Genomic DNA, 22,696 nt, shown 5'->3' on the forward strand with positions numbered 1-22,696 from the left:
TTCTTACCCATGCCACTACAATAGATTTTTTAAACTACCGGCTGGACCCGAAACCAAATAATCTATTATTAATAATCATTTCAGCAATAGATTCTGGAACTTGAGCTTCCCATTCACCTCGACCTTTTTTAATATCTAACAAAACTTGGTGCGGGTTAATATCCAGTACACCTTCATCAACATTGTCCAGTCCTACTAAATAGCCGTTATCTTTACAGTGTTCATATAGATGGCTTAATTTTTTAGGCGGCTGAAAAGTATCAACAGTCACTAATTCATCTTGTTCAATACTATGAACTGGGTAAATATATAAACGCGTATTATCTGGGAACAATTTAGCAAAAGCTTCTAAAATCCCCCCCTCTAATCCGTTGTAATATTCTTCTCTAAAAATTAAATCCAAATTAGAAATGCCTAGAATCATTCCCAGTTGCTGCTGAGTATAACGACGGAAATACTGGCGTAAACGAAAGTAACGTAAATAATTCGAGATAAGTACTGTATATCCCTGGGTATTGAGCATGTCTACCCGTGCTAGGAAATCAGCATCATCAATTCTATCCCCAACGGTTAAACTCGCCATGGTAATTTCAGCTAAAACAACAGTTCTATCTGAATCAATATTTTCCACTTGATTGAAGTGGCGTTGGCCACATTGCACCATATCTTGATGGGTATTAGTTAATGGCGTAAAGGTACCTCGAATCACTAAAATGTTTTTCTTATACAATAATTCACTAGGAACTTGAACCTCACCTTCAGGGCTAAACATGATCGCATGGGTTAAGTTACTGTGGACTAAGTGTAAGTTCATTAATCTATTTTCTACTTCTTCAAAATAGGGCCCTGAAAAATGAATACTATCCACTTCTATACGACAAGGGTCTAAATCATCGACTATAGATTCAATAATTTTCTTCGGTTGAATAAAATAATGAAAAGCTGCATGAATTAAATTAACACCGACTACACCTAAAGCTTCTTGTTGAGAACCGCCATCATTATCTAACATACGTACATGTACGATAATATCACTTGGCTCAGCGCCAGGATATAGTTGTAAACGAATACCTAACCAGCCATGACACTCATTTTTTTGTAAATAACTTTTAGCTGTTACTGTTGCTGCATAAGAGAAAAAAGTCGTATTTTTAGGACGGCTTTCAGCCAATAAATTAGTCACCGCAGTATATTCTCTGTCCAACATCTTCATTAAGCGGCTGCGTGTCACATAGCGCTTTGACTCTTCAGCGCCATAAATACTGTCACTGACTTGCATATCATAAGCAGACAAAGTTTTAGCTATCGTTCCTGCAGCCCCTCCAGCTTGAAAGAAGTTTCTTGCTACTTCTTGGCCAGCTCCAATTTCAACAATCGATCCATACTGGCAATTATTCAAATTTATCTCTAAAGCTTTTTGTAAAGTCTTCTGTGTCTTTTCGTTATTCGATGCCATCTAAGTAAATCCTATAAATGTTGCTGGTTCTGGTTATTTCAAGAATCTATGCTATTGCTAATAAAAATTAAAGTAACTTATATATAAGCTTATTATTACTATTAGGGAAACAAAAACCTGTGGATAAGTCATTTTTCAAAATAAAAATCATTCGCTTAGTTTATCAGTAATTGTGTGTCTTAGTTTAGTCTAAAATGTAGTTAAGCTGTGCTTAAAATACAGCTTAAAAATTAGCTACAAGTTAACAACAACAAACTCATTGTATAATACACAGACTTATCCACAGGTTTTAGAGTAATTTTATTAGATAGGGATAAATATGTTCCGTAATAATAGGCTGGGCTAACACATTGGGATGTAGACCATCGCGTTGCATATAACTTTTGTTCAAAGCAACACTTGCTAAGATAAAGGGAACGACAGGAATATCGTGCTGTGTGGATAACTTTTTATAAATGCCATAAAACATGTCGGTAAAGCGTCGGCCATAATTACTAGGAATGCGCATACTTAATAACAAAATCTGAGCACCTGATTTTTTTGACTTTTCAATAATGGCAGATAGGTTATTCTGCATCACAGCTAAGGACATACCACGTAAGCCATCATTAGCGCCTAATTCAAGCATAATAATATCTGGCTGATATTTCTTTAAAATCTTAGGCAAACGCGCCACCCCCCCCGCCGTTGTATCACCACTAATACTTTCGTTATATATCGTATAGCCTGGGTAATCCGCTTGAATTTTTTTTTGCATTAATGCAACCCAGCCCTGTTGTGCTTCAAATCCGTAACTAGCACTGATACTATCTCCTAGAACGACAATTGATTTTGCCTGCGTTAATGATGAAAAACACAGGACGATCCCAAGCAAAAAAAATTTAAACATAATGAACTCCCTATTAGATGAAAATAAATCATATATTATTACAGTCAAAAACCTGTATAAAACCGTTAATAGTATAGAAGGTTCTTTAACTATCTTGTCAGATGTTGGATTCAAGGTTAAACCTGCAGAAAGTATCGCCATAATTGGCGCATCAGGTTCAGGTAAATCTACTCTGCTCAGCTTATTGGCAGGTTTAGATAGGTCAACGTCAGGAACGATCGAAATATTCGGGCAATCTCTCAATAAACTAAATGAAGATCAACGTGCGTCATTACGCAATAAAATGATTGGTTTCGTTTTCCAATCTTTTCAATTATTACCCAATCTCAATGCACTGGAAAATGTCATGTTGCCTTTAGAATTGGTTGGTGACAAGCAAGCTAAATCACTTGCCACTCAGTTGTTGGATCGCGTGGGATTAAGCCATAGACTAAAACATATCCCTAATCAATTATCTGGAGGCGAACAGCAGCGCGTCGCTTTAGCTCGTGCTTTTGTGACCCACCCAAAAATTTTATTTGCTGATGAACCAACAGGGAATTTGGATAGTAATACAGGTGAACATATTATTGATTTATTGTTTGAATTAAATAAAGAAAACCGAACCACACTGGTTTTAGTGACACACGATCAACGCTTGGCTAATCGTTGTGTACGTACTATAAAATTAAGTGGGGGACGTATCGTATGAATAGATTAATATTAGCTATGCGCTTTTTGCGCCGCGATAGCCGCTCTGGGGAATTAACTTTATTAATGTTGGCGCTGATTATTGCTGTCGCCAGTTCCACTGCGATTAGTCTATTTGCTAACCGCATGAATAGAACTATGAATTTTCAAGCCGCAGAATTTTTGGCTGCCGATATGGTGGTCAGTAGTCCGGAATTAATTCATACACACTATCTGCAACAAGCAAAAAAACTTAATTTAAAGCAATCACAGACCAGTGAATTTTCAAGTATGCTTATTGAAAATGAACAGTTTTTATTAGCAGGGATTAAAGTTGTTAGCGACAACTACCCACTACATGGCACTCTAAAAGTACGCCAAGAAACTTATACACAAGAACAAACGCTCAAGCATGGCCCCAAAAAAGGTGAAGTATGGATAGAGTCGCGCATTTTATCGGCATTACAGCTTAAATTAGGGGATCCACTACAAATAGGTGAAATCCCTTTATTAGTCAGTCATATTATTACTTATGAGCCTGATAAGCGCGGTGACTTATATAGCCTGTCACCACGAGTTATGATGAATGCAGCTGATTTATCCGCGACCAAAATATTACAACCGGGGAGTCATGTGCATCATTTCTATCAATTTTCTGGAGCAGAAGCAGATATTGTTAAGTTTAAGGAGTGGCTTAAACCTCAGTTAACAGCTTCGCAGCGTTTAATGGATATTTATGACGATCGACCTAAAATAGGATCTGCGCTACAAAAAGCAGAGCGCTATTTAGGCCTCTCTAGTATTGTCGTTGTTTTAATTGCCGGTGTTGCCATTGCTATGGCAACGCGCCGTTTTAGTGAGCGCCATTTTAATAGTACAGCGATTTTGCGCTGTTTAGGTTATAAACAAAATGAAGTATTGCAGCTATTTTTATGGCAATTTTTATTTATCGGGCTGATTGCCAGTTTTATCGGTTGTATTTTAGGCTGGATCAGCCAAGAATTATTATTTCAATTTTTACGCGACTTGTTACCCGCGCAAGTGGCAGATCCGAGTTTTTTAGCCGTGTTATTCGGCATGATTATTGGCATTGTGGTGTTATTTGGTTTTGCACTGCCACCCTTATTACGCCTTAAACAAGTTTCTCCACTGCGTATATTACAACGTGATTTAACACCATTACCGAGTAGTGCTTGGTTAGTTTATGGCTTAGCCATCAGTTTATTGGTTTTATTAATTAGCCAATATACTCAAGACGTTAAAATGACATTGAGTATCCTTATTGTTGGAATGCTCAGTTTATCCGTTTTAGGAGGCCTTAGCTATGGCTTGCTAGGGCTTACTCGCTTATTATTACCCCATGTTAATTTAACTTGGCGTTTTGGCCTACAAGGGCTATCAAAGCACCAAAAAAGCAATATAACTCAAATTCTGGCTTTTAGTATGACTTTGCTAGCAATTATTCTCAGTTTTACTGTGCGCACTGATTTAATTAGGGACTGGCAAAAACAATTACCCATAAATGCCCCGAACCATTTCGCGCTAAACGTCTTTGCTGAGCAAAAAGACCAATTGGCACTCGATTTAAAAGAGCAGGGCATCACTATTGAAAATTTTTACCCTGTGGTCAGGGGGCGTTTAGGAATGAGCACAAATTAATTTAGGCAAGTTCAATTTAAGAATTATAATGATGCAACTCATAAACTTTATTTGATGAGCACCTGAGGCAATGGAATTATACTGCCATTCCTGACGCAACAACTTTATAAGTTGCCTAAGTTATTTCATGCACATTCCTAAAAGTCTAAAAGTGGTTATCGGAGATCGACTCACTTTTACCATTGGTAATGAGCAAATTGAAGCGCAGGTCGATAGTATTAGAAAAGTCGATTGGGATACTATGCAACCCAATTTTTATATGTTTTTTTCCAGCGGCACGATAGAGCAATTTGCACATACTTATATCACTAGCTTTTATTTACCGGCTGAGAAAAAACTTATCCTTAATCAGTTGCTAAAGAATTACCCCGCAATGACAATATTAGATGTGGACTTTATTTTGCAACAGTTAACCCGAATTTTAGCGCAACTGACTGCAGCCATTAATTACTTATTATACTTTGCTTTAGTTGCTGGTTTTTTAGTGCTATTTTCTGCCGTATATTCAACTTTAGATATGCGTATTTATGAAGGTGTATTAATGCGTACTTTAGGTGCTAAACGAAGTTTTTTACAAAAAATTCAATGGATAGAATTTAGTGCTTTAGGTTTTATTTCAGGATTTTTAGCAGTCTTAATGGCTCAAATTATTATTTATGGTTTATATGTTTGGATATTAAAAATGGATTTTAATCCTAACTTAACGTTATGTTTGCTATTTCCTATTGCTTCAGCTTTATTTATTGGTTTAGCAGGATTTTGGGGAACTCGTGCGGTAACTAATCAATCGCCTATGCAAGTTTTAAGGCAGTTGTAACCTTATTTAATCTAATTATTTGGCGACTATTCATTCACAGTGTAGTATTGATAAATAACAAGAATATCCCCATCTTAATTGTTCTCTCTTACTTATATATTTTTATACCCTACCTACAAATAAACCATGAAAACAAATAAAATAGGATTTATCGGCGGCGGTAACATGGCAACCAGCTTAATTAGTGGACTTATTGCCAGCGGTCACTCACCTCAACAAATTTGGGTTTCTGATACGGATCAGAATAAATTATCTAGCTTAAAAACTAACCTAAAGGTCAATACTACGACAACAAATGATGCCCTAATTAGCAGTGTTGATGTTGTGGTATTAGCAATTAAACCACAAGCAATTGCTCAAGTGATTAAAGAGTCTTTATCTACTTTTAATCAATCTAATGCTTTAATTGTTTCTATTGCAGCAGGTATTAATCAAACCAACTTAAGTAAATGGTTAGGTGAAAAAGCAGCGATTGTGCGCTGTATGCCAAACACGCCTGCTCTAGTTAAAACAGGAGCTTCAGGTCTGCATGCCAATGTAAATGTTAGCGAAGAACAACGTGATTTGGCGGAAAATATTATGCGTTCCGTGGGCATTTTAGTTTGGGTTGAAAAAGAAAATGAAATGGATGCTGTTACTGCTGTATCAGGTAGTGGCCCTGCGTATTTCTTTTTATTAATGGAAGCGATGGAAAAAGCAGCGGTTGATTTGGGGCTAAGCAAACATACCGCCCAGTTATTAATTGAGCAAACGGCCTTAGGCGCTGCCAAAATAGCCTTAGAATCCAATGAGTCACCCGGTGAACTAAGAGCAAGAGTGACTTCACCTGGTGGCACAACCGAGCAAGCGATCAAAACCTTTAATGAAGGTAATTTTAGTGCCTTAGTTAAACAGGCAATACAAGCAGCACATGACCGCTCTATTTCCCTTTCTAAAGAATTAGGAGCAGACTAATGAGCTCTAATTACTTAAGTGATCCGATTATTTTTTTATTAGATACGGTTTTTTCTTTTTATATTTTAGCGGTATTAATTCGTTTTCTTTTGCAGTGGGTCGGCGGCGATTTTTATAATCCTATTTCACAATTTTTAGTCAAAATCACGCACCCAATATTGCGAGTTTTACGCCGGTATATTCCCGCTATAGGAAAAATTGATACGTCTTCTGTCGTGCTACTTTTAGTATTACAAATGATCTCTGACTCGATCGTTTTAACCTTAAAAGGCTTAAGCTTTAGTTTTGCGGCATTGGCTTTATTATCTTTTAGCCAGCTCATCTCATTATTAATTAATGTATTTGTTTTTGCTATCTTTGCGCGTGCCATTTTAAGCTGGTTAAATCCGGGCACTTTTAATGCAGCTTCAAATTTACTTTATAGTTTAACTGAGCCTTTATTAGCCACTTGTAGACGTATAGTTCCTGATTTAGGGGGGATCGATTTATCCCCCCTGATTGTGTTAGTAGGTTTACAACTAGCAAAAATGCTAATCATCCCACCGCTACAACAATTAATCAGCCTTGTAGGTTAATATTTGCATAATAAATAGCAGTATTTTTTTAAAAATACTGCTATTCTACAAAAATAAATCTCTTTTCATTTCTCGTATTTTACATTACCAGCTCAGCTACTTATGAATTATCGCCGTGTATTTTTTTGTTCAATAGTGCTTGCCAGCTACATTGCTGTGCCATCACTTGTTGCTGCAAAAATGTATCGTTGGGTAGATAGCAATGGCAATATTTATTATTCAGATAAAGTTCCCCCACAACAGTCAAAATTAGCACGCAAAGTTCTTAATCAACAAGGCCGTGTTATTAAAACTATTGGTGCAGCAAAAACAGATGAACAATTCGCTTTAGAAAAAAGATTAAAATTATTACGGCAAGAACAAGAAAAGATTATTGCTAAACAAAAGTCCAATGATAAAGTGCTACTGAGTACATTCCGAAATATTGATGATTTACGTTTAACTTTAAAAGGAAAATTAAGTTCAGTTAATGCGCATAAACTGATGCTTGAAGCCGCACTAGTCAGCTTAAATGACACTTTATCTAGTGCACGCAATAGAGCGGCTCAAGCAGAAAGAAAAGGTCAACGTGTGCCAGTCGCTATTTTAAAGCTTATCTCTGATACCGAAGACGAAATTAATAGTACTTATGAGCAAATCGCTAAGGTTGAAAAACAATACCAAGAAATACAAAGAAAATTTGATAAAGATATAGAGCGCTTTATATTTTTAACTCAAGGCAGTAGAGCCAATACACAAACCTTAATTGATGAAACTGCCGAAACTCAAGCAGCTAATGTCTTAGGCTTATTTAATTGTTTTGACCACAAAACTTGTGATCAAGCTTGGGAAATAGCACGGCAATTTGTTAATTTGTATTCAACAACGCCCATCAACTTTAATACCAATACACTTATTATGAGTAGTGATCCTATGATTGGCTCAGATTTAAGTTTATCAGTTTCCAAATCTAAACGTGCTAACAATAAAACCAGTATCTTTTTAGATATTCGTTGTCATCATTCAACGAGAGGCGCTGAGTTATGTAAAAGTGAACGAGTTAATCATATTCGTCACTCATTTATGTCTTATATTGAAAGTAAATTACCTAAAAAGTAACGCCCCAGTGAATCAGCTTGGTTTTAGTTGATATAATAGCCGCACACTTTAGTTAAGTTCCCACTTTTTATGTCTGATATAACACTTGTTGGCGGAGGCATTACCGGCCTATTATGCGCACGTCTATTTGCTTTAGCCGGAGCCAGCGTAACCCTTATAGAGAAAAATCAGATAGGCCAAGAATCATCTTGGGCGGGGGGTGGAATTTTATTACCTTTGTATCCTTGGCGCCAAGCCGATGCCATTAGTCAATTAGTTATTCCAAGTATTGAAGCTTACCCCAAATTATCTCAAGCCTTGATTGACACGACTGGAATAGATCCAGAATATATCGTTAGTGGCTTATTAATGAATGCCTTACCTGATTTAGACAAGGCTCATGCTTGGAGTAATAAACATGCCATAAAGACTAGCCTTACCAGCAGCGAACAGCGTCAACAATTCCCCCATATAAATAACGCTTCTTTATATTTACCTAATATTGCCCAAGTTCGAAACCCCCGCTTACTCAAGTCACTTAAGCAGGACTTATTACAACGAGGGGTTAAAATTATCGAAAACTGTGCCATTGAAAAAATGACGATTAAAGATAATCGTATTATTAAAATAGCAAGTCAAACTAAGATTTTAGCCGTTAAACAATTGGTTATTAGTGCCGGTGCTTGGACAGGAAAGTTATGGACCCAGTTATTAGGTAAAGCCGAAGAGACTCCCGCTAAAATTTTCCCAGTAAAAGGGCAAATGCTTATTTTTGATGCACCTATAGGCACATTAGATACCATGGTGTTAGAAAATAACCGTTATTTAATACCTCGCCGAGATGGCAAAATTTTATGTGGTAGCACAGTTGAATATGCAGATTTTGATAAAACAACCTCAGTACAAGCTAAACAATCACTCGTTAATTTTGCGCATAACTTATTCCCTGTTTTACAATCTGCTCCCGTCATTCATCATTGGTCAGGTTTACGGCCTGGCACTGAACAAGGCATACCTTATATTGATCTGCATCCTGAAATACAAAATTTAGCCATCAATGCAGGACATTTTAGAAATGGTTTTGCTATGGGGCCAGCTTCTGCACAGTTACTTTATGACTTAGTAACAAAACAAGCTCCCCAAATTAATCCAACTCCCTACCAACTTTCTGCTCAGCATTGAGGTCCTAGTTTATGAATTATTACCCACTAGTAAAGCCCTTCCTTTTTCAGTTAGATGCAGAAAATGCCCATTACCTAACCTTAAAATTACTTAAACTTGCACATAGTAGCGGTATAGATCGTTTATTAAACCCTGCCATCATTGCACAACCTGTTACTGTAATGGGCTTAGATTTTAAAAATCCAGTAGGTCTAGCCGCAGGGCTAGATAAAAATGGTGATTATATCGATGCTCTAGCGGCAATAGGCTTCGGATCGGTAGAAATAGGTACTGTTACCCCACGTCCACAGCCGGGCAACCCTAAACCGCGTTTATTTCGATTACCTGAGCACCAGGCGATTATCAATCGTATGGGCTTTAATAACCAAGGGGTAGATTATTTATTAAAACAAGTAGAGCGTAGCCAATATAAAGGTGTTTTAGGTATTAATATTGGTAAAAATTTTGATACACCAATTGACCAAGCTACCGAAGATTATTTAATTAGTTTACGTAAAGCGTATCTGGCGGCGAGTTACATTACGATTAATATTTCTTCACCAAACACGAAAAACTTACGTCAATTACAGCAAGGCGATGAAATTAAAAAACTACTGTCTGCGCTAAAAGAAGAACAAGGAAAGTTACAAACACTGCACAATAAATATACACCTATCGTAGTAAAAATAGCGCCTGATTTGAATGATGAAGAAATTCAACATATTGCTAAATTATTAATAGAATTTTCAATGGATGGTGTTATTGCCACCAATACCACGATAGATCGTAGCGCAATACAAGACCATCCTCTCGCACATGAAGTGGGTGGTTTAAGTGGCTCGCCAGTTAAACAAAAATCAACTTATGTAGTCTCGCGTTTAGCCAATGAATTACAAGGACAACTGCCCATTATCGCAGCGGGAGGAATTTTATGTTATGCCGATGCGCAAGAAAAACTCGATGCAGGAGCGAGTTTAGTACAAATTTATAGTGGCTTAATTTATACAGGACCACAATTAGTGCACGATATTATGCAAGGTTTATCGAAGTAATTGTGAGCCTTATAAACTGAAATATGCAGTTTTTAGCGAACCCTCACCCAGTACAAAACTTCAGCAATGATAAGGGCCTCCACAATTGCAAGATAGACTCGCTTTAGGATAATCAACTTCCACTATTCTGTGGGAGCTTTTTAACACTTTATAAAGTCATTTATTGATAATCAGCCAAGCACTTACGCCACCGCCTCGCCGATTTTTAATCGCAACATGCCAGCCATGGGTTTCTGCTAATTGCCGAGTAATGGCAAGCCCCAAACCATAGCCTCCTGTTGACCGGTTACGTGAAGATTCAATCCGATAAAAAGGGCGAAATATATTTTCAATAAGATCTTTCGGAATTCCTGGGCCTCGGTCCCGGACACTGATACAGATTACATTGTGATACTGCTTACAAACGACTTCAACTTGCTCGTTTCCACTATAGCGCAAAGCGTTAGTCATTAAATTATCTAAGCAACGACGTAATGATACCTGAGCCACATTGATTGTTCCTTGGGTACAAAGACGCAGCTTTAACCGCCCTGGCTCACGCGCTTCTGCAGCATCAATAAGGTCAGTTAATAATTGTTTAATATTCGTTTTTTTAGCGACTTCTTTCTCTTGAGCCCGCGCCAACTCCAGCTGCGCTCCAATCAATAAATCTATTTCTGCAATATCTCTCTCCATGCGCTGAATCATAGGAGATGATTGCTCTTCGGCAAGCACACCTAAAGCCATTTTCATGCGCGCCAATGGGCTGCGTAAATCATGAGAAATACCCGCTAATAATGTCGTTTGGTTCTCACGCCTAGCTTGCAACTGTTTAGAGCTGTTATTAAAAGCCTGTGCTAGTTCAGCTAACTCCAAACCTCCCGTTTCTGGAAGTTTGGGGGGCTGTTCACCTTGACCTATACGCCTAACTGCTTTAACTAATCGCGCAATAGGTGCAGTAATTCTTCCTGCCAAAAACCAAGTAATAATAAGTGTTGCTAAAAATCCAGAAAATAAAGTCCAAGCTAATGCAATAACTGGCCTTGGTCCTAATGCCAATTTTGAAAAATCAAAGCGAATTAACTCATGCTGTTGCTGAAATTCCACCTGAAAATTTTCATTAGCATCATGTATTAATCGTAAAGACTTATTGTTAGCTAAGTGTTTATTGAGAGCCTTGCGCAAAAAATAAAGATAAGGATAATGGCTGGCAATTTCTTGTAGTGGCTGAGTCACTGAACTTATCTTTAAGCCATGACTTTTATACAGGTATTGCTCAAGATTTTGACGTTTTTCTGCTGAAGATTCTTGCCAAGTACGCGCGGACAAAACTAATATAATTGCCAGATCATTAGCAGACCGCTGCGCAAGAGGAAAAACGATATTCATTGCAATCGCTAAGCCAGAGACTATTTGAAAGATAATCAATCCCGTTGCTACTGTTGCCGCAGTATGGCTAAATAAAGAATACTTCCGTTTCACTCAGCCTCCTTAGTTCCTGTTGCAAATAAATAACCCTCGCCCCAAATAGTACGGAGATACCTTGGCTTATCGGTTTGAGGTTCTATTTTACGACGTAAACGAGTCACTCTTATATCGATACTTCGGTCATAAGGCGAACGTTCATAGCCTTTTAATAAGCTAATTAAATGATCTCGAGATAACACTTTATTCGGATGTTCCAAGAAGACGCGTAATAAATTATATTCCCCTGCTGTTAATGAAATCTCATCAGCCCCCCGGGTCAAGCTATGGTTATCCAAATGTAAACGAAAAGGGCCAAAGCCTAAAATTGACGCATCAGCCTGGGATGCCAATTCATTTCCTTGTGAGCGACGTAACACTGCACCCACACGAGCTAATAATTCACGCGGCGAAAAGGGTTTCGCCAAATAATCATCAGCACCCATTTCTAAGCCTACTATGCGGTCTGTTTCATCACCTCTTGCCGAAACGATAATCACGGGAGGGCCGTTCTGTTCCCGAATCCAACGCAATAAACTTAAACCATCTTCGTTAGGTAACATTAAATCAAGTGTTAATAAATCAATAGTCTGTTCTGCTAAAGCCTCTCGCATCTCATGACCATCACCTGCAACAGTGATTTCATAGCCACTATCTCTCAAGTAATCGGCCATTAAAGCGCGTAAGTCTAGGTCATCATCAACAATAAGAATATGCTTTGAAGCATCATGAGTGTCATTTTTCAAGGTGGCGATCCTGTTCTGTAATTTTCATATTAATAAAACGAAGCAAATTGAAACAAATTGTTACCGTTTAGAAAAGAAAATGAAACATCTAAATACTATAATAAAATCGAAATATACTAATAAAGGAATAAATCATGTATCAGCTATCTAATGAACAGTCTACCAGTAAGTCTTTTTTTAAACACTCAATCTTAGTGTCTGTTTTGGCATTAAGCTTAATCAACTTCAGTGCTATGGCCAATGAATTTGACCCACGCCAAGCAATAGAACTTAGTGAGGAGCATAAAGCTCAGCTTCTATCCAATATGCGTGGGGCACTAGCAACTACTCAATCTATTGTAAGTGCATTAGCGGCAGATGATATGCAAGCGGTTGCTGATTATGCTAGGCCTTTAGGTTTTAAAGCGAGACGTCAAAAACCAAAGAATGGATTACATGATGCGCTGCCTAGATCGTTCAAAATGCAAGGTAAAGTAATGCATCAAAATTTCGATAAAATTGCAGACGATGCGGAAACCCTTAAAAATCCAAAGCATACCTTACAGCAACTAGCAGAAGTCATGAATAGTTGCCAAGGATGCCATGCAAGCTTCCGAATTGAATCTATTGATTCGGCTAATTTAACTGATTCCGAGACTATTGAGGTCGAGAAATCATTCTTTCAAAAACTATTTATGATGGAGTAAATATCATGAAAAAGTCATTAATCAGTATCGTTATTATCTTAGTAACACTTAGCTATTTTCCAGTTCAGGCAGGAGGAAAAGGTCAAGGTAATAGGCAAGGCTCAGGGCAGAGACAAGGAAATGGTTCAGCGAATATGAAGCGCGAACAATCACGGACTCATCAACAAAATTCAGAACAATATCAACAGAATGCGACACAAGATCAACGTCGTACGATGAATCGGAACCGGAATAGTTCAGCTACATCAACTAATGCGTCCCCTTTCAACAATAATTTTTAATTTAATACTATTTTTACATATAAATTAAGGAGGTATAGTCATTTCTGGTGTATGAATAAATAAGATAGCGGTGTATCCTGTTGGAAAAAATCTGCCCAGATTACTAACCAACAAAAGAGTACACCACCATGAAAGAGAATAATGTTACCACCCTTAATAAGCAAGTAGAAATAGAACCGGATCCGTTACAAACGGTATTGAGAGATGGCGCTCGTAAAATGCTTGCTGCTGCCATTGAAGCCGAAGTAGAAGTTTTTATTGAGCAGCACCACTCTTTACAAACAGAAACCAATAAAGCGGCTATTGTACGTAATGGTTACTTGCCTGAGCGTACGATTCAAACAGGGCTGGGCGATATCACTATTAAAGTGCCTAAAGTAAGAGATCGTACTCATTCAGGTTTAAAATTTAACAGCCAATTGGTTCCGCCTTATTTGAAGCGGGCAAAAGCGATTGAAGAATTGTTGCCTTGGTTGTATTTGCGCGGTATTTCGACAGGTGATTTCCCGGAAGCTTTGCAGCATTTGCTTGGTGTTGATGCCAAGGGCTTATCGGCTAACACCATTAGTCGCTTAAAAAGTAGTTGGGAAGATGATTATAAAGCCTGGACCCAGCGTGACCTATCAAAAAAACGTTATGTCTATATTTGGGCAGATGGCGTACATTGTAATGTCAGACTCGATGATCGCTTATGTCTGCTGGTTGTCATAGGCTCTGATGAGCACGGCAATAAAGAGCTCTTGGCCGTATCCGATGGTTACAGAGAATCGTCGGCTAGCTGGGAAGATGTTTTAATGGACTTGACACAACGAGGATTAACAACAGCGCCTAAACTTGCTATTGGCGATGGTGCAATGGGCTTTGGGAATGCCGTCGGTAAAGTCTGGCCTACGACAGATCAGCAACGTTGTTGGGTACACAAGATGGCGAACGTGATGGAAAAGCTACCCAAAACAATGCAACCTAAGGTAAAAGAAGCTTTACACAACATATGGCAAGCCGAAATGCGAGAAGAGGCCTATAAAGCCTTCGATAACTGTATTGAACGTTTTGAAGCTAAATACCCTAAAGCGATGGCATGCTTAGAAAAAGACAAAACTGAAATGCTGGTTTTCTACGATTACCCCGCTGAAAACTGGCAGCATATCAGGACGACCAATCCGATAGAGTCAGTTTTTGCGACAGTGCGCTTACGGACGAATAAAATAAAGAATTGCGGCAGCCGCATAACGACACTCACGATGGCGTTTAAATTAATGGAAACGGCACAGAAAACATGGCAAAGGTTAAGAGGCTATAAGCATTTGGCTGATGTTATAACAGGTGTTGAGTTTATCGACGGAATTAAACAAACGGGCGATCAAAAACAGGAAGCTGCTTGATTAAGCCATACACCAGATTTGACCATAGCTCTAAATTAAGGTGACCATCATGAAATCAATCAATAAAATAATTGTATTATTCTTGACGTTAACTTTATTAACGCCCATTTTATCCACAGCAAAAGGTAGACAAGACAATGGAGGAAATAATCGTCAATCTGTTGCTACTGAGCTATATCCAGAGGAAGAAAGTACTTTACTGTGGATGCGTGAAGAGGAAAAATTAGCTAGAGATGTTTATTTAGCGATGGACGATCAATGGAATAAGCAAGTGTTTAGAAATATTGCTAGTTCTGAACAAAGCCATATGAATGCAGTACTAAGAAAAATTAACTTATTTGGCTTATCTGATCCCGTACTACCAGATAGAGGAGAATTTTATTCTGATGAATTACAGTTTTTATATGATAGTCTAGTTATAAAAGGCCAGCAGTCTTATATTGATGCGCTAGAAGTAGGTGCAACGATTGAGGATTTGGATATTGCTGATTTGATAAGAGCAATTACTGCAACTGATAATCTAGCACTTAAAACGACCTATGAAAGATTGCTAGAAGGATCAAAAAATCATTTACGTGCATTTATCGGCCTATTGCAACAACAAGGAATAGACTATCAACCAGAATATATAAGTCAGGAATTATTTGATGCCATTATAGACGCATAAAATAAGCCATTAAATTCTACCCCTGCCAACAGATAAGTTGGCAGGGTATTAGCACAATTAACCCCCCTTAGTTCTTCTAAATTCTGTCCTATAACCCCTGCTTTATTTTCAGCCAGCCCTATCAAAACTCAAGCTTATAAATCATAATATTATAGTATTCTTAACTTTATTAATACTTATCTATTCCTTCATTACAGGCTATATAATGAAAATTATCTTCTTCATATTAACTACGCCATGTTCGAGTTTTTAAACCTCAACTAAGCCTTCGAACTGTATAGCTTCTTGGCCTAATAGCTTATTTAAAAAAACGCTCATAGTATGGCTTAATAATTTTCAGGCGATACGATTTGAATAAATGAAACAAATCGCGAGCCCAATTAGTAATAGTTAATAAAGTCGTTTTGCACCGTTAACTAGTTAATATGAGAGAATGAGTTAGTAAGGGTGTGAGAAATCGTGACTAAAGCCACTCCCACAGTATGTAATATTTCATATATTATTTACCTTTCACTCCTAAAGTACTTGAGCAGAGACTAAGTCACTTGATATAAATAATCATAGGTTGAACATAATGAACAAGATAATAATTTGGTGTAGTTTTATTATTTTTATCGCTGGCTGTGCGACCACTTATCAAGTAAAAGATTACCAGCAACTTTATGGTTCAGAACAGACTAAAGATAGATCAATTAAGCAACTTCCTGAAGAGAAAATCTCTTATAGCAAACAAATTAAACCGATACTCGATGCACGCTGCATTGCTTGTCACGCTTGTTATGATGCACCTTGCCAATTAAAACTGAGTTCTTTTTCAGGACTAGATCGGGGAGGTAGTAAGCTCCCCGTTTATGATGGAGCGCGTTTAACACCTGCGCCTCCTACTCGTTTATTTATTGATGCAACAGATACTCAACAATGGCGTGATAAACAGTTTTTTCCAATACTTAATGAGCGCCAAGAGTCCGCTGTCGCTAATATTGATAATTCCGTGCTAGCGCAAATGCTATTGCTAAAACGTCGCTACCCTTTAAGCATACAAGGAAAACTCGAAGAAGATCAGTTCCGCTTCAATCTGAATGATAAATTTGAGTGCCCTAGCATGAATGAGTATGCTAAATTTTCCAATCAGCATCCACAGTGGGGTATGCCTTATGCATTACCTGGCCTAAGTTTAAAACAAGAAAATACTGTTTTAACTTGGTTAGAGCAGGGGGCTAAAAATGATCAGCAGTTCCATTTATCCACAGCTGCAAAACAAGCGATTAACCAGTGGGAAAGTTTTTTTAATGCCAAATCATTAAAACAACAGTTAGTTTCACGCTATATTTATGAACATTTATTTATTGGTCATATTCATTTTAAAGATCATGCAGGTAATCAATTCTATCGACTTGTTCGCTCTAAAACACCTCCAGGGCATGCTATTGAAGAAATTAAAACTATCCGACCGTATGACGATCCACAAGTAACTCACTTTTATTATCGCCTGCGGCCTGTACTGCATACGATTGCCGATAAAACCCATTTCGTTTATGAATTAAGCCCACAGCGACGCCAACGTTATGAGAAGTTATTTTTTTCTAATCAGTTTAAAGTTACTCAATTACCTACATATAGTCCTAAAATAGGAGCCAACCCACTTAACACTTTTGCTGCAATTCCCAACCCAATTAAATATCAATTTCTATTAGATGATGCACAATACTTTGTTTCTGGTTTTATTAAAGGCCCAGTATGCCGTGGACAGTTGGCTTTAAATGTTATTCAAGATCATTTCTGGGTATTATTTTTTAATCCCATACATGATTATCAGGATATCGCTAAAAAATACTATGCCAAAAATAATCAAATTTTATATTTACCTGGAAAAGATGGAGACCAAATAAGTTTGTTGGGCTGGACAAATTATGATGCTTATGCCAAAGATTATCTAAGAAAAAAATCTCAATTTATCCAAGAAACCTTTCAAAAAGACGGTGGATTTACCTTAGATAATATATGGAATGGCGATGGCTGGAATCAAAATTCAGCGCTTACTGTCTTTCGTCATTTTGATAGTGCAACCGTTGCACAAGGCTTAATTGGGGATATCCCTAAAACTGCTTGGATTATAGATTACCCTTTATTTGAACGCATTCATTATTTATTAGTCGCAGGCTTTAATGTATATGGATCAGCAGGACATCAATTAGCCTCGCGTACCTATATGGATTTTTTACGTCGTGATGGTGAATATAATTTATTACGCTTTTTACCACGCGATCAACGATTAGCAATTTATAACAGTTGGTATCAAGGCTTAATAAATGGTCGAATGGACACTGATTTATTAAATTTAGATTTCAAAACTGCGGTTCAATTTACCAAAATAGACTCTAAAACTGACTTTTTTACACAAGTTAAAACGTACTTAGGAAAAGCATTAGTTCCTTCACGTTGGCCAGAAGGATGTTTGCAAGAAGCCTGTATTAGTCTCACTGATAAAATTATGTACCAATTAGGACAATTTAAAGGTAAACAAATTAGTGTACTTCCTGAATTAGCCTTCCTAAGAGTGGAAATGAACGACTCAAATGACCGAGTTTATAGCTTAATTCGCAACAAAGACCTGAGTAATGTTGCTTATATCATTGGCGAAAATTATCGTTCTGTGCCTAAAAAAGACACATTAACAATTGTACCTGGATTTATCGGCAGTTATCCTAATTTCTTTTTTAGTGTTGCTGAACAAGAATTAAGTATTTTCATAAGCGACTTGAAAAATGCACAAACAAAAGAAGCTAAAACTGAATTTTATGCACAATTTGGAATACGCCGTAATAATCCAGAAATTTGGGAAATCTTGGATTGGTTTAATGCCGAACATAAAAAAATGCGTGGCTTAGAAGCAGGGTTATTTGATATGAATCGTTACCAAAACTTATAGTTTTTATAAAAATTATCTCTGTACACGACAAAAAATCTAAAAAGGTGGCATAGTTCGTTGAAATGTAATCAAATATCCTATTTTTGTTTTGGCAAAACATGAATAGCGGACAATTACAAATCAACGAACTAACGACTATATTAAACGAGCATTTCCATTGGAACAAGGCAAGAATGAATTGTTTTGTGGGAATGCTAATCGCATTAATGACTGTAGGTACGGTGAATCTGACTCAGCTTGCTTTATTTTTTCCCAGTCGGGCATTAATTGCGTCGCGCTATAGGCGGATACAACGATTTTTTAGTCACCATTGGCTAGATTACAATGAAGTGGCCAGCTTTGTCATGAAACTTTTTGGCTTTACAGAAAATGACTTCTATCTCTCACTGGATCGAACCAACTGGAAGTGGGGGAAAATCAATATCAATTTATTGGTTCTTGCTGTTGTTTACAAAGGAGCGGCTATTCCTGTGTATTGGTTGCCCTTGAATAAACGAGGCAATTCTAACTGGCGAGAACGTATCGCGTTAATGAAACGATTTATCGGTCAGTTTGGGCAAAACCATATAAAAGGATTGTTGGCTGACCGTGAATTTATTGGCGACAAATGGATAGGGTGGCTGATTCAGGAAGAAATTCCTTTCACTATTCGGATTCGTAACAATAGCTATACATTTAATAGCCGGGGGGAGAAAATCCGAGTCGATCGCTTGTTTCAATCGCTGAAAGTGGGTGAAACACTCACTTTAACTGATTCAAGATTATTAGGTGTATGCCCCGTATATCTTAGCGGTCTTCGTTTGAGTGATGGTCAGTTATTGATAGTGGCTACCTCAAGCTTCCACCAGAATGCAATTGAAGTGTATGGTTTACGCTGGGAAATTGAAACTTTATTTGGGTGTTTAAAAGGGCGAGGGTTTAATCTTGAAGAGACACGCGTTGTGGGTTATCTTCGTATCAAGAAATTATTGGTTTTACCTGTGATTGCGTTTTGTTGGTCTCATAAAGTCGGTGAGTGGAAAAATAATTCTGTATTACCCATCAAAACAAAAACACACCAACGACCCGCACAAAGTATCTTTAGGTATGGTTTAGATTGTATTCGTTCCGAATTATTTAATACGTTTTCTCAGTCCAAGAAATTGAGGAAGAAGTTGATTTCTTTACTGCGCCCTAGCTCGGAGAACAAGGGCTTTTATAGTGAACAGAGTACTTGATAATTTTTTGTCGTGTACAGAGAAAAATTATTCAATATATACAGCTAAAGCAGGGTGTAATCGATTAATATCAGAGATGGGTAATCCTCTTTTTTCGGGTGAGTAGCGGCTATATTTAGATAGGTCAGTAGGATCTATATACCCTGTAATTTTCTCTAATTCTGACAAGCGGATACCTTGTTTTACAAGATAAAGAATATAAGCATTCGAGATACATGTAGCCGTAATTTCTTGTGCTTCAGTTAAGCCTGAGTCAACCACAGCATAAACCAAAATAGCTTCAAGAGTTGCGATAGATACTGCTTGGTTTTTATCCCAAGTAGGACAAGGCTCTATATGCTCAAACAACGCCCTCAAAGCTTTATTCATTGGAATTATGCGCTGATTCTCTCCCGTAACAGTGATGCTCTCTTGTGCAAAATCAATATGCTCTCTTCTTAATTTGCTAATTTCATCTAACGTCAGCCCACTTAATAGTAAAGCAACCAACTGTTTTGCTTTAATATCTGACGCTTCCAACAAAATACGTAACTCTTCATCACTTAGCTCTCTATCATTATCACTTTCACGATTGTTCCGTTCATACTGCAAAGATTGGACTGAATTTTGGGTTAACTGCTCATTACCTTGTTGATAACTTTTGAGTAAATCTGGAGTAGTATCATTGTACATATTGATACCAGATATTGTAATCGAGGCATTTTGCCCTTCTTTTCGAGTCAGAAATTCTATAATCCAGACACACAAAAGTCCAAAAATAATTGAACTAACAACAGCAATAATTGCATCTCTCGTATAATCAGGGCTAAAAGGTTCACGAGGAAGAAACGCACGTTCAATCACCTTAACTTGTGGAAATTTTTCCGCTTGCTTTGCTTCAATTTTCGCCAATCTTTCTTGAGTTGTACGCTGCAATAATTCAAGCCCTTCTACATCACTAAGTAAAGCTTCATGTTCAGCAAATCTTGAACTAAATTCAGTGGCTGCACGTTTATGCTTTTCTAGTTGTTTTTTTATTTCATATAATGATTCCTTTGCTGCTTCATAGTTTTGTTCAGCATCACTTAGAACAATGCTTTTTCCATAATTGCGTTTTATTTTTATTTCTTTTTCAAGTTCTTTAATTTGCTTTGGCAAAGTATTCAATGTTGGATTTAAAGCTAAATATTCGCGCGTATACTTCTTATCAAACGCCGCTAACTGTTCACGTAATTTTTGTAATCGCAACTCTAAAACACGCATTCCGCGCTTATCTTCATCAGGTACAAGCATTTTTCCTTCAGCTATTGCTTTATTTACAGCATTAAGTCTGGCTTTGGTTTTAACCGCATTTTCGCTGGCATCACTCAGCGATTTATTTAAACCTTTAAAGCGTGCAAGAGATTGGTTTTCAAAAAGATTTTCACGACCTAGTGAAGTAATACCATTAACTTCTCTAAAATGCTCTAATTCACTCCTTTTCATTAAAATTTGATTATTAAGTCCTGACAGTTCTTCTTGTAATTTTTCTATGGTTAAACCTGTGGTTTGTCTAATTTCTTCGGCACGACTCTCTAAATAGACATCAATCCATGTATTAATAAGGGGAAATAAAACTTCTGCTTGAAACCCAATGGCAGCTAACTCAACTAAATTAGTTTCAGGCACTGCTTCAACTGTTAATAAGCGCCGTAATTCTGAGGGAGTTAAATCTGTTATATTAAGTTGACTACCCGTATTAACAAGGTGTTGATTTAAGCGTTCTAAGGTTTTTTCTAATAATTCTTGGCCAGTAAGAATTTGCCTTTGAATAGCAACATGCTGGATATCAGCTTCACTACTTTTTTGGTCTATAGCGGTTTGAGCAACAGTTAATAAAGTAGCATAACTTCGATAAAGTGCAGGACGACTATAAACATAAGTAAGACTAATGCTGACACTTAATAGAAAGCTAAGACCAAAAATCAATAACCTGCGTGATTTATACCAAGGCTTAGGAACAGCTTCATGGCGGCTAAGGTCAGGCACGATGTCGATTTGAGGAAAAGAATTATTCATAAGCTAAACACTCAAGTTAATTGAATTAGACTAAGGAGTTTTTAAAATCATTGTCGTATGAATCTGTACACGCTGCTTTCATAAAGACAATATAAAAAATGATCTATTAATATATGACTAAGTGTAAAATAAAAGCAAGCTTTTCCTAACATAGGCTATCAGTTATAGGGAAGGGGATTTAATGAGAGGAGACTGAATAAGAACAAAACAGTCATTATTTAAGTTACCGAAAGGACTAGCAGTGCTACTTTAGCTAAAGTTTCGGACTTTATACAATATGTACTTCTTAAAAAATATCTCGAATAAATAATAGGAAAAAATATGAATGATAAACAAATGGTTGCTGAATATGCGCTGAACTATGCTCAAAATGGTATGACTATTGGCTTAGGTACTGGTTCTACGGCAAATTACTTTATCGAAGCGTTAGCACAACGCTGTCAACAGGAAAATCTGCAAATAAAAACCGTGGCTAGCTCACTTATCAGTCAATTAAAGGCGCAGCAATTAGGTCTGCCTATTATTGCTATTGAGCATATTGAAAGCTTAGATATTTATGTTGATGGAGCGGATGAAGTAGCGCCGGATATGACTTTACTTAAAGGTCGTGGCTCGGATTTAGTAAAAGAGAAATTACTTGTTGAAGCTGCCGAAAAATTTATCGTCTTAATTGATTCCTCTAAGCAAGTAAATCATATTGGAGATAACTTTCCTATCCCTGCTGAAGTACTGCCGTTTGCGTGGCAATTAGTACAACAAAAAATGCGCTACGCCGGCGCGCAAGTCAATTTACGCAAGACTGATTCTGGTCTTGCAGTGACTTCCTGCGGTAATTTGGTGCTTGATTTAGTTTTTACTTCTGAGTTATCAACAACACTTAATAAGTTACTTGATGCTACGCCAGGTATTGTTGAGCATGGCATTTTTCAGGATTTAGCAAATATTATTTTGCTAGCTGATAAAGGCGAGGTGACAAAAATAACGAGTGAAAAATAACTG

The 22,696-nt window shown here is 37.3% G+C and carries 20 protein-coding genes; 15 read left to right on the top strand and 5 right to left on the bottom strand.

All coding sequences use genetic code 11. The features are described from left to right. Positions 1 to 34: 34 nt before the first annotated feature. Complete coding sequence (locus BQ7314_RS04505; protein ID WP_174482518.1) at positions 35 to 1,456, bottom strand: TonB-dependent receptor; 1,422 nt, start codon at positions 1,454 to 1,456, stop codon at positions 35 to 37. Positions 1,457 to 1,745: 289 nt separating this feature from the next. Further along, positions 1,746 to 2,345, bottom strand: a complete 600-nt coding sequence (locus BQ7314_RS04510; protein WP_174482519.1) for an arylesterase — start codon at positions 2,343 to 2,345, stop codon at positions 1,746 to 1,748. 1 nt (position 2,346) lies between these two features. On the opposite strand from BQ7314_RS04510, the gene BQ7314_RS04515 reads away from it, so the two are divergent. From BQ7314_RS04515 to BQ7314_RS04550, 8 genes are all read left to right on the top strand, one after another. After that, complete coding sequence (locus BQ7314_RS04515; RefSeq protein WP_174482520.1) at positions 2,347 to 3,036, top strand: ABC transporter ATP-binding protein; 690 nt, start codon at positions 2,347 to 2,349, stop codon at positions 3,034 to 3,036. After that, positions 3,033 to 4,673 carry an ABC transporter permease gene (locus tag BQ7314_RS04520; protein WP_174482521.1) on the top strand — a complete coding sequence of 547 codons (1,641 nt, stop codon included), beginning with the start codon at positions 3,033 to 3,035 and terminating at the stop codon, positions 4,671 to 4,673. Before BQ7314_RS04515 ends, BQ7314_RS04520 begins: the two co-directional genes overlap by 4 nt. 127 nt (positions 4,674 to 4,800) lie before the next feature. After that, positions 4,801 to 5,490 carry an ABC transporter permease gene (locus BQ7314_RS04525; protein WP_174482522.1) on the top strand — a complete coding sequence of 230 codons (690 nt, stop codon included), beginning with the start codon at positions 4,801 to 4,803 and terminating at the stop codon, positions 5,488 to 5,490. A gap of 126 nt (positions 5,491 to 5,616) precedes the next feature. Then, positions 5,617 to 6,444, top strand: a complete 828-nt coding sequence (proC, locus tag BQ7314_RS04530) for a pyrroline-5-carboxylate reductase (RefSeq protein ID WP_174482523.1) — start codon at positions 5,617 to 5,619, stop codon at positions 6,442 to 6,444. Continuing rightward, entirely contained in the window at positions 6,444 to 7,019 is a 576-nt protein-coding gene (locus BQ7314_RS04535) for a YggT family protein (protein WP_174482524.1), read from the top strand. The genes proC and BQ7314_RS04535 overlap by 1 nt, the downstream gene beginning before the upstream one ends. Positions 7,020 to 7,121: 102 nt before the next feature. After that, positions 7,122 to 8,117, top strand: a complete 996-nt coding sequence (locus BQ7314_RS04540; RefSeq protein WP_174482525.1) for a DUF4124 domain-containing protein — start codon at positions 7,122 to 7,124, stop codon at positions 8,115 to 8,117. A gap of 69 nt (positions 8,118 to 8,186) precedes the next feature. Beyond that, the gene (thiO, locus tag BQ7314_RS04545) at positions 8,187 to 9,278 is read left to right on the top strand and encodes a glycine oxidase ThiO (RefSeq protein ID WP_174482526.1); all 1,092 of its coding nucleotides are present in this window, start codon (positions 8,187 to 8,189) and stop codon (positions 9,276 to 9,278) included. A gap of 11 nt (positions 9,279 to 9,289) precedes the next feature. Beyond that, on the top strand, positions 9,290 to 10,309 hold the full coding sequence (locus BQ7314_RS04550; RefSeq protein ID WP_174482527.1) for a quinone-dependent dihydroorotate dehydrogenase: 1,020 nt from the start codon (positions 9,290 to 9,292) through the stop codon (positions 10,307 to 10,309). A 156-nt stretch (positions 10,310 to 10,465) separates the two neighbouring features. On the opposite strand, the gene BQ7314_RS04555 is transcribed toward BQ7314_RS04550, so the two are convergent. Continuing rightward, positions 10,466 to 11,770: an ATP-binding protein gene (locus BQ7314_RS04555; protein ID WP_174482528.1), complete on the bottom strand. Its 1,305-nt coding sequence runs from the start codon at positions 11,768 to 11,770 to the stop codon at positions 10,466 to 10,468. Next, positions 11,767 to 12,498 carry a response regulator gene (locus tag BQ7314_RS04560; protein WP_280953863.1) on the bottom strand — a complete coding sequence of 244 codons (732 nt, stop codon included), beginning with the start codon at positions 12,496 to 12,498 and terminating at the stop codon, positions 11,767 to 11,769. Before BQ7314_RS04560 ends, BQ7314_RS04555 begins: the two co-directional genes overlap by 4 nt. A gap of 134 nt (positions 12,499 to 12,632) precedes the next feature. On the opposite strand from BQ7314_RS04560, the gene BQ7314_RS04565 reads away from it, so the two are divergent. The 6 genes from BQ7314_RS04565 (at position 12,633) to BQ7314_RS04590 (ending at position 19,660) form a co-directional block, all read left to right on the top strand. Next, on the top strand, positions 12,633 to 13,184 hold the full coding sequence (locus BQ7314_RS04565) for a cytochrome c (protein WP_174482529.1): 552 nt from the start codon (positions 12,633 to 12,635) through the stop codon (positions 13,182 to 13,184). A 5-nt stretch (positions 13,185 to 13,189) separates the two neighbouring features. Next, positions 13,190 to 13,465 (top strand): hypothetical protein, encoded by a 276-nt coding sequence (locus BQ7314_RS04570; RefSeq protein WP_174482530.1) that lies wholly within the window; start codon positions 13,190 to 13,192, stop codon positions 13,463 to 13,465. A gap of 128 nt (positions 13,466 to 13,593) precedes the next feature. Further along, positions 13,594 to 14,847, top strand: coding sequence for an IS256 family transposase (locus BQ7314_RS04575; RefSeq protein ID WP_174482531.1), 1,254 nt, complete (start codon positions 13,594 to 13,596; stop codon positions 14,845 to 14,847). Positions 14,848 to 14,896: 49 nt separating this feature from the next. Next, positions 14,897 to 15,514 (top strand): DUF2202 domain-containing protein, encoded by a 618-nt coding sequence (locus BQ7314_RS04580; RefSeq protein WP_174482532.1) that lies wholly within the window; start codon positions 14,897 to 14,899, stop codon positions 15,512 to 15,514. A 574-nt stretch (positions 15,515 to 16,088) separates the two neighbouring features. After that, positions 16,089 to 18,443, top strand: coding sequence for a fatty acid cis/trans isomerase (locus BQ7314_RS04585; RefSeq protein ID WP_174482533.1), 2,355 nt, complete (start codon positions 16,089 to 16,091; stop codon positions 18,441 to 18,443). A gap of 98 nt (positions 18,444 to 18,541) precedes the next feature. Then, on the top strand, positions 18,542 to 19,660 hold the full coding sequence (locus tag BQ7314_RS04590; protein ID WP_425356631.1) for an IS4 family transposase: 1,119 nt from the start codon (positions 18,542 to 18,544) through the stop codon (positions 19,658 to 19,660). Positions 19,661 to 19,687: 27 nt separating this feature from the next. On the opposite strand, the gene BQ7314_RS04595 is transcribed toward BQ7314_RS04590, so the two are convergent. After that, positions 19,688 to 21,697: an integrase gene (locus tag BQ7314_RS04595; RefSeq protein ID WP_174482534.1), complete on the bottom strand. Its 2,010-nt coding sequence runs from the start codon at positions 21,695 to 21,697 to the stop codon at positions 19,688 to 19,690. A 321-nt stretch (positions 21,698 to 22,018) separates the two neighbouring features. On the opposite strand from BQ7314_RS04595, the gene rpiA reads away from it, so the two are divergent. After that, positions 22,019 to 22,693 carry a ribose-5-phosphate isomerase RpiA gene (gene rpiA / locus BQ7314_RS04600; protein WP_174482535.1) on the top strand — a complete coding sequence of 225 codons (675 nt, stop codon included), beginning with the start codon at positions 22,019 to 22,021 and terminating at the stop codon, positions 22,691 to 22,693. Positions 22,694 to 22,696 lie beyond the last annotated feature (3 nt).

The organism is methanotrophic endosymbiont of Bathymodiolus puteoserpentis (Logatchev), assembly GCF_900128525.1.
GTDB lineage: Bacteria > Pseudomonadota > Gammaproteobacteria > Methylococcales > Methylomonadaceae > Methyloprofundus.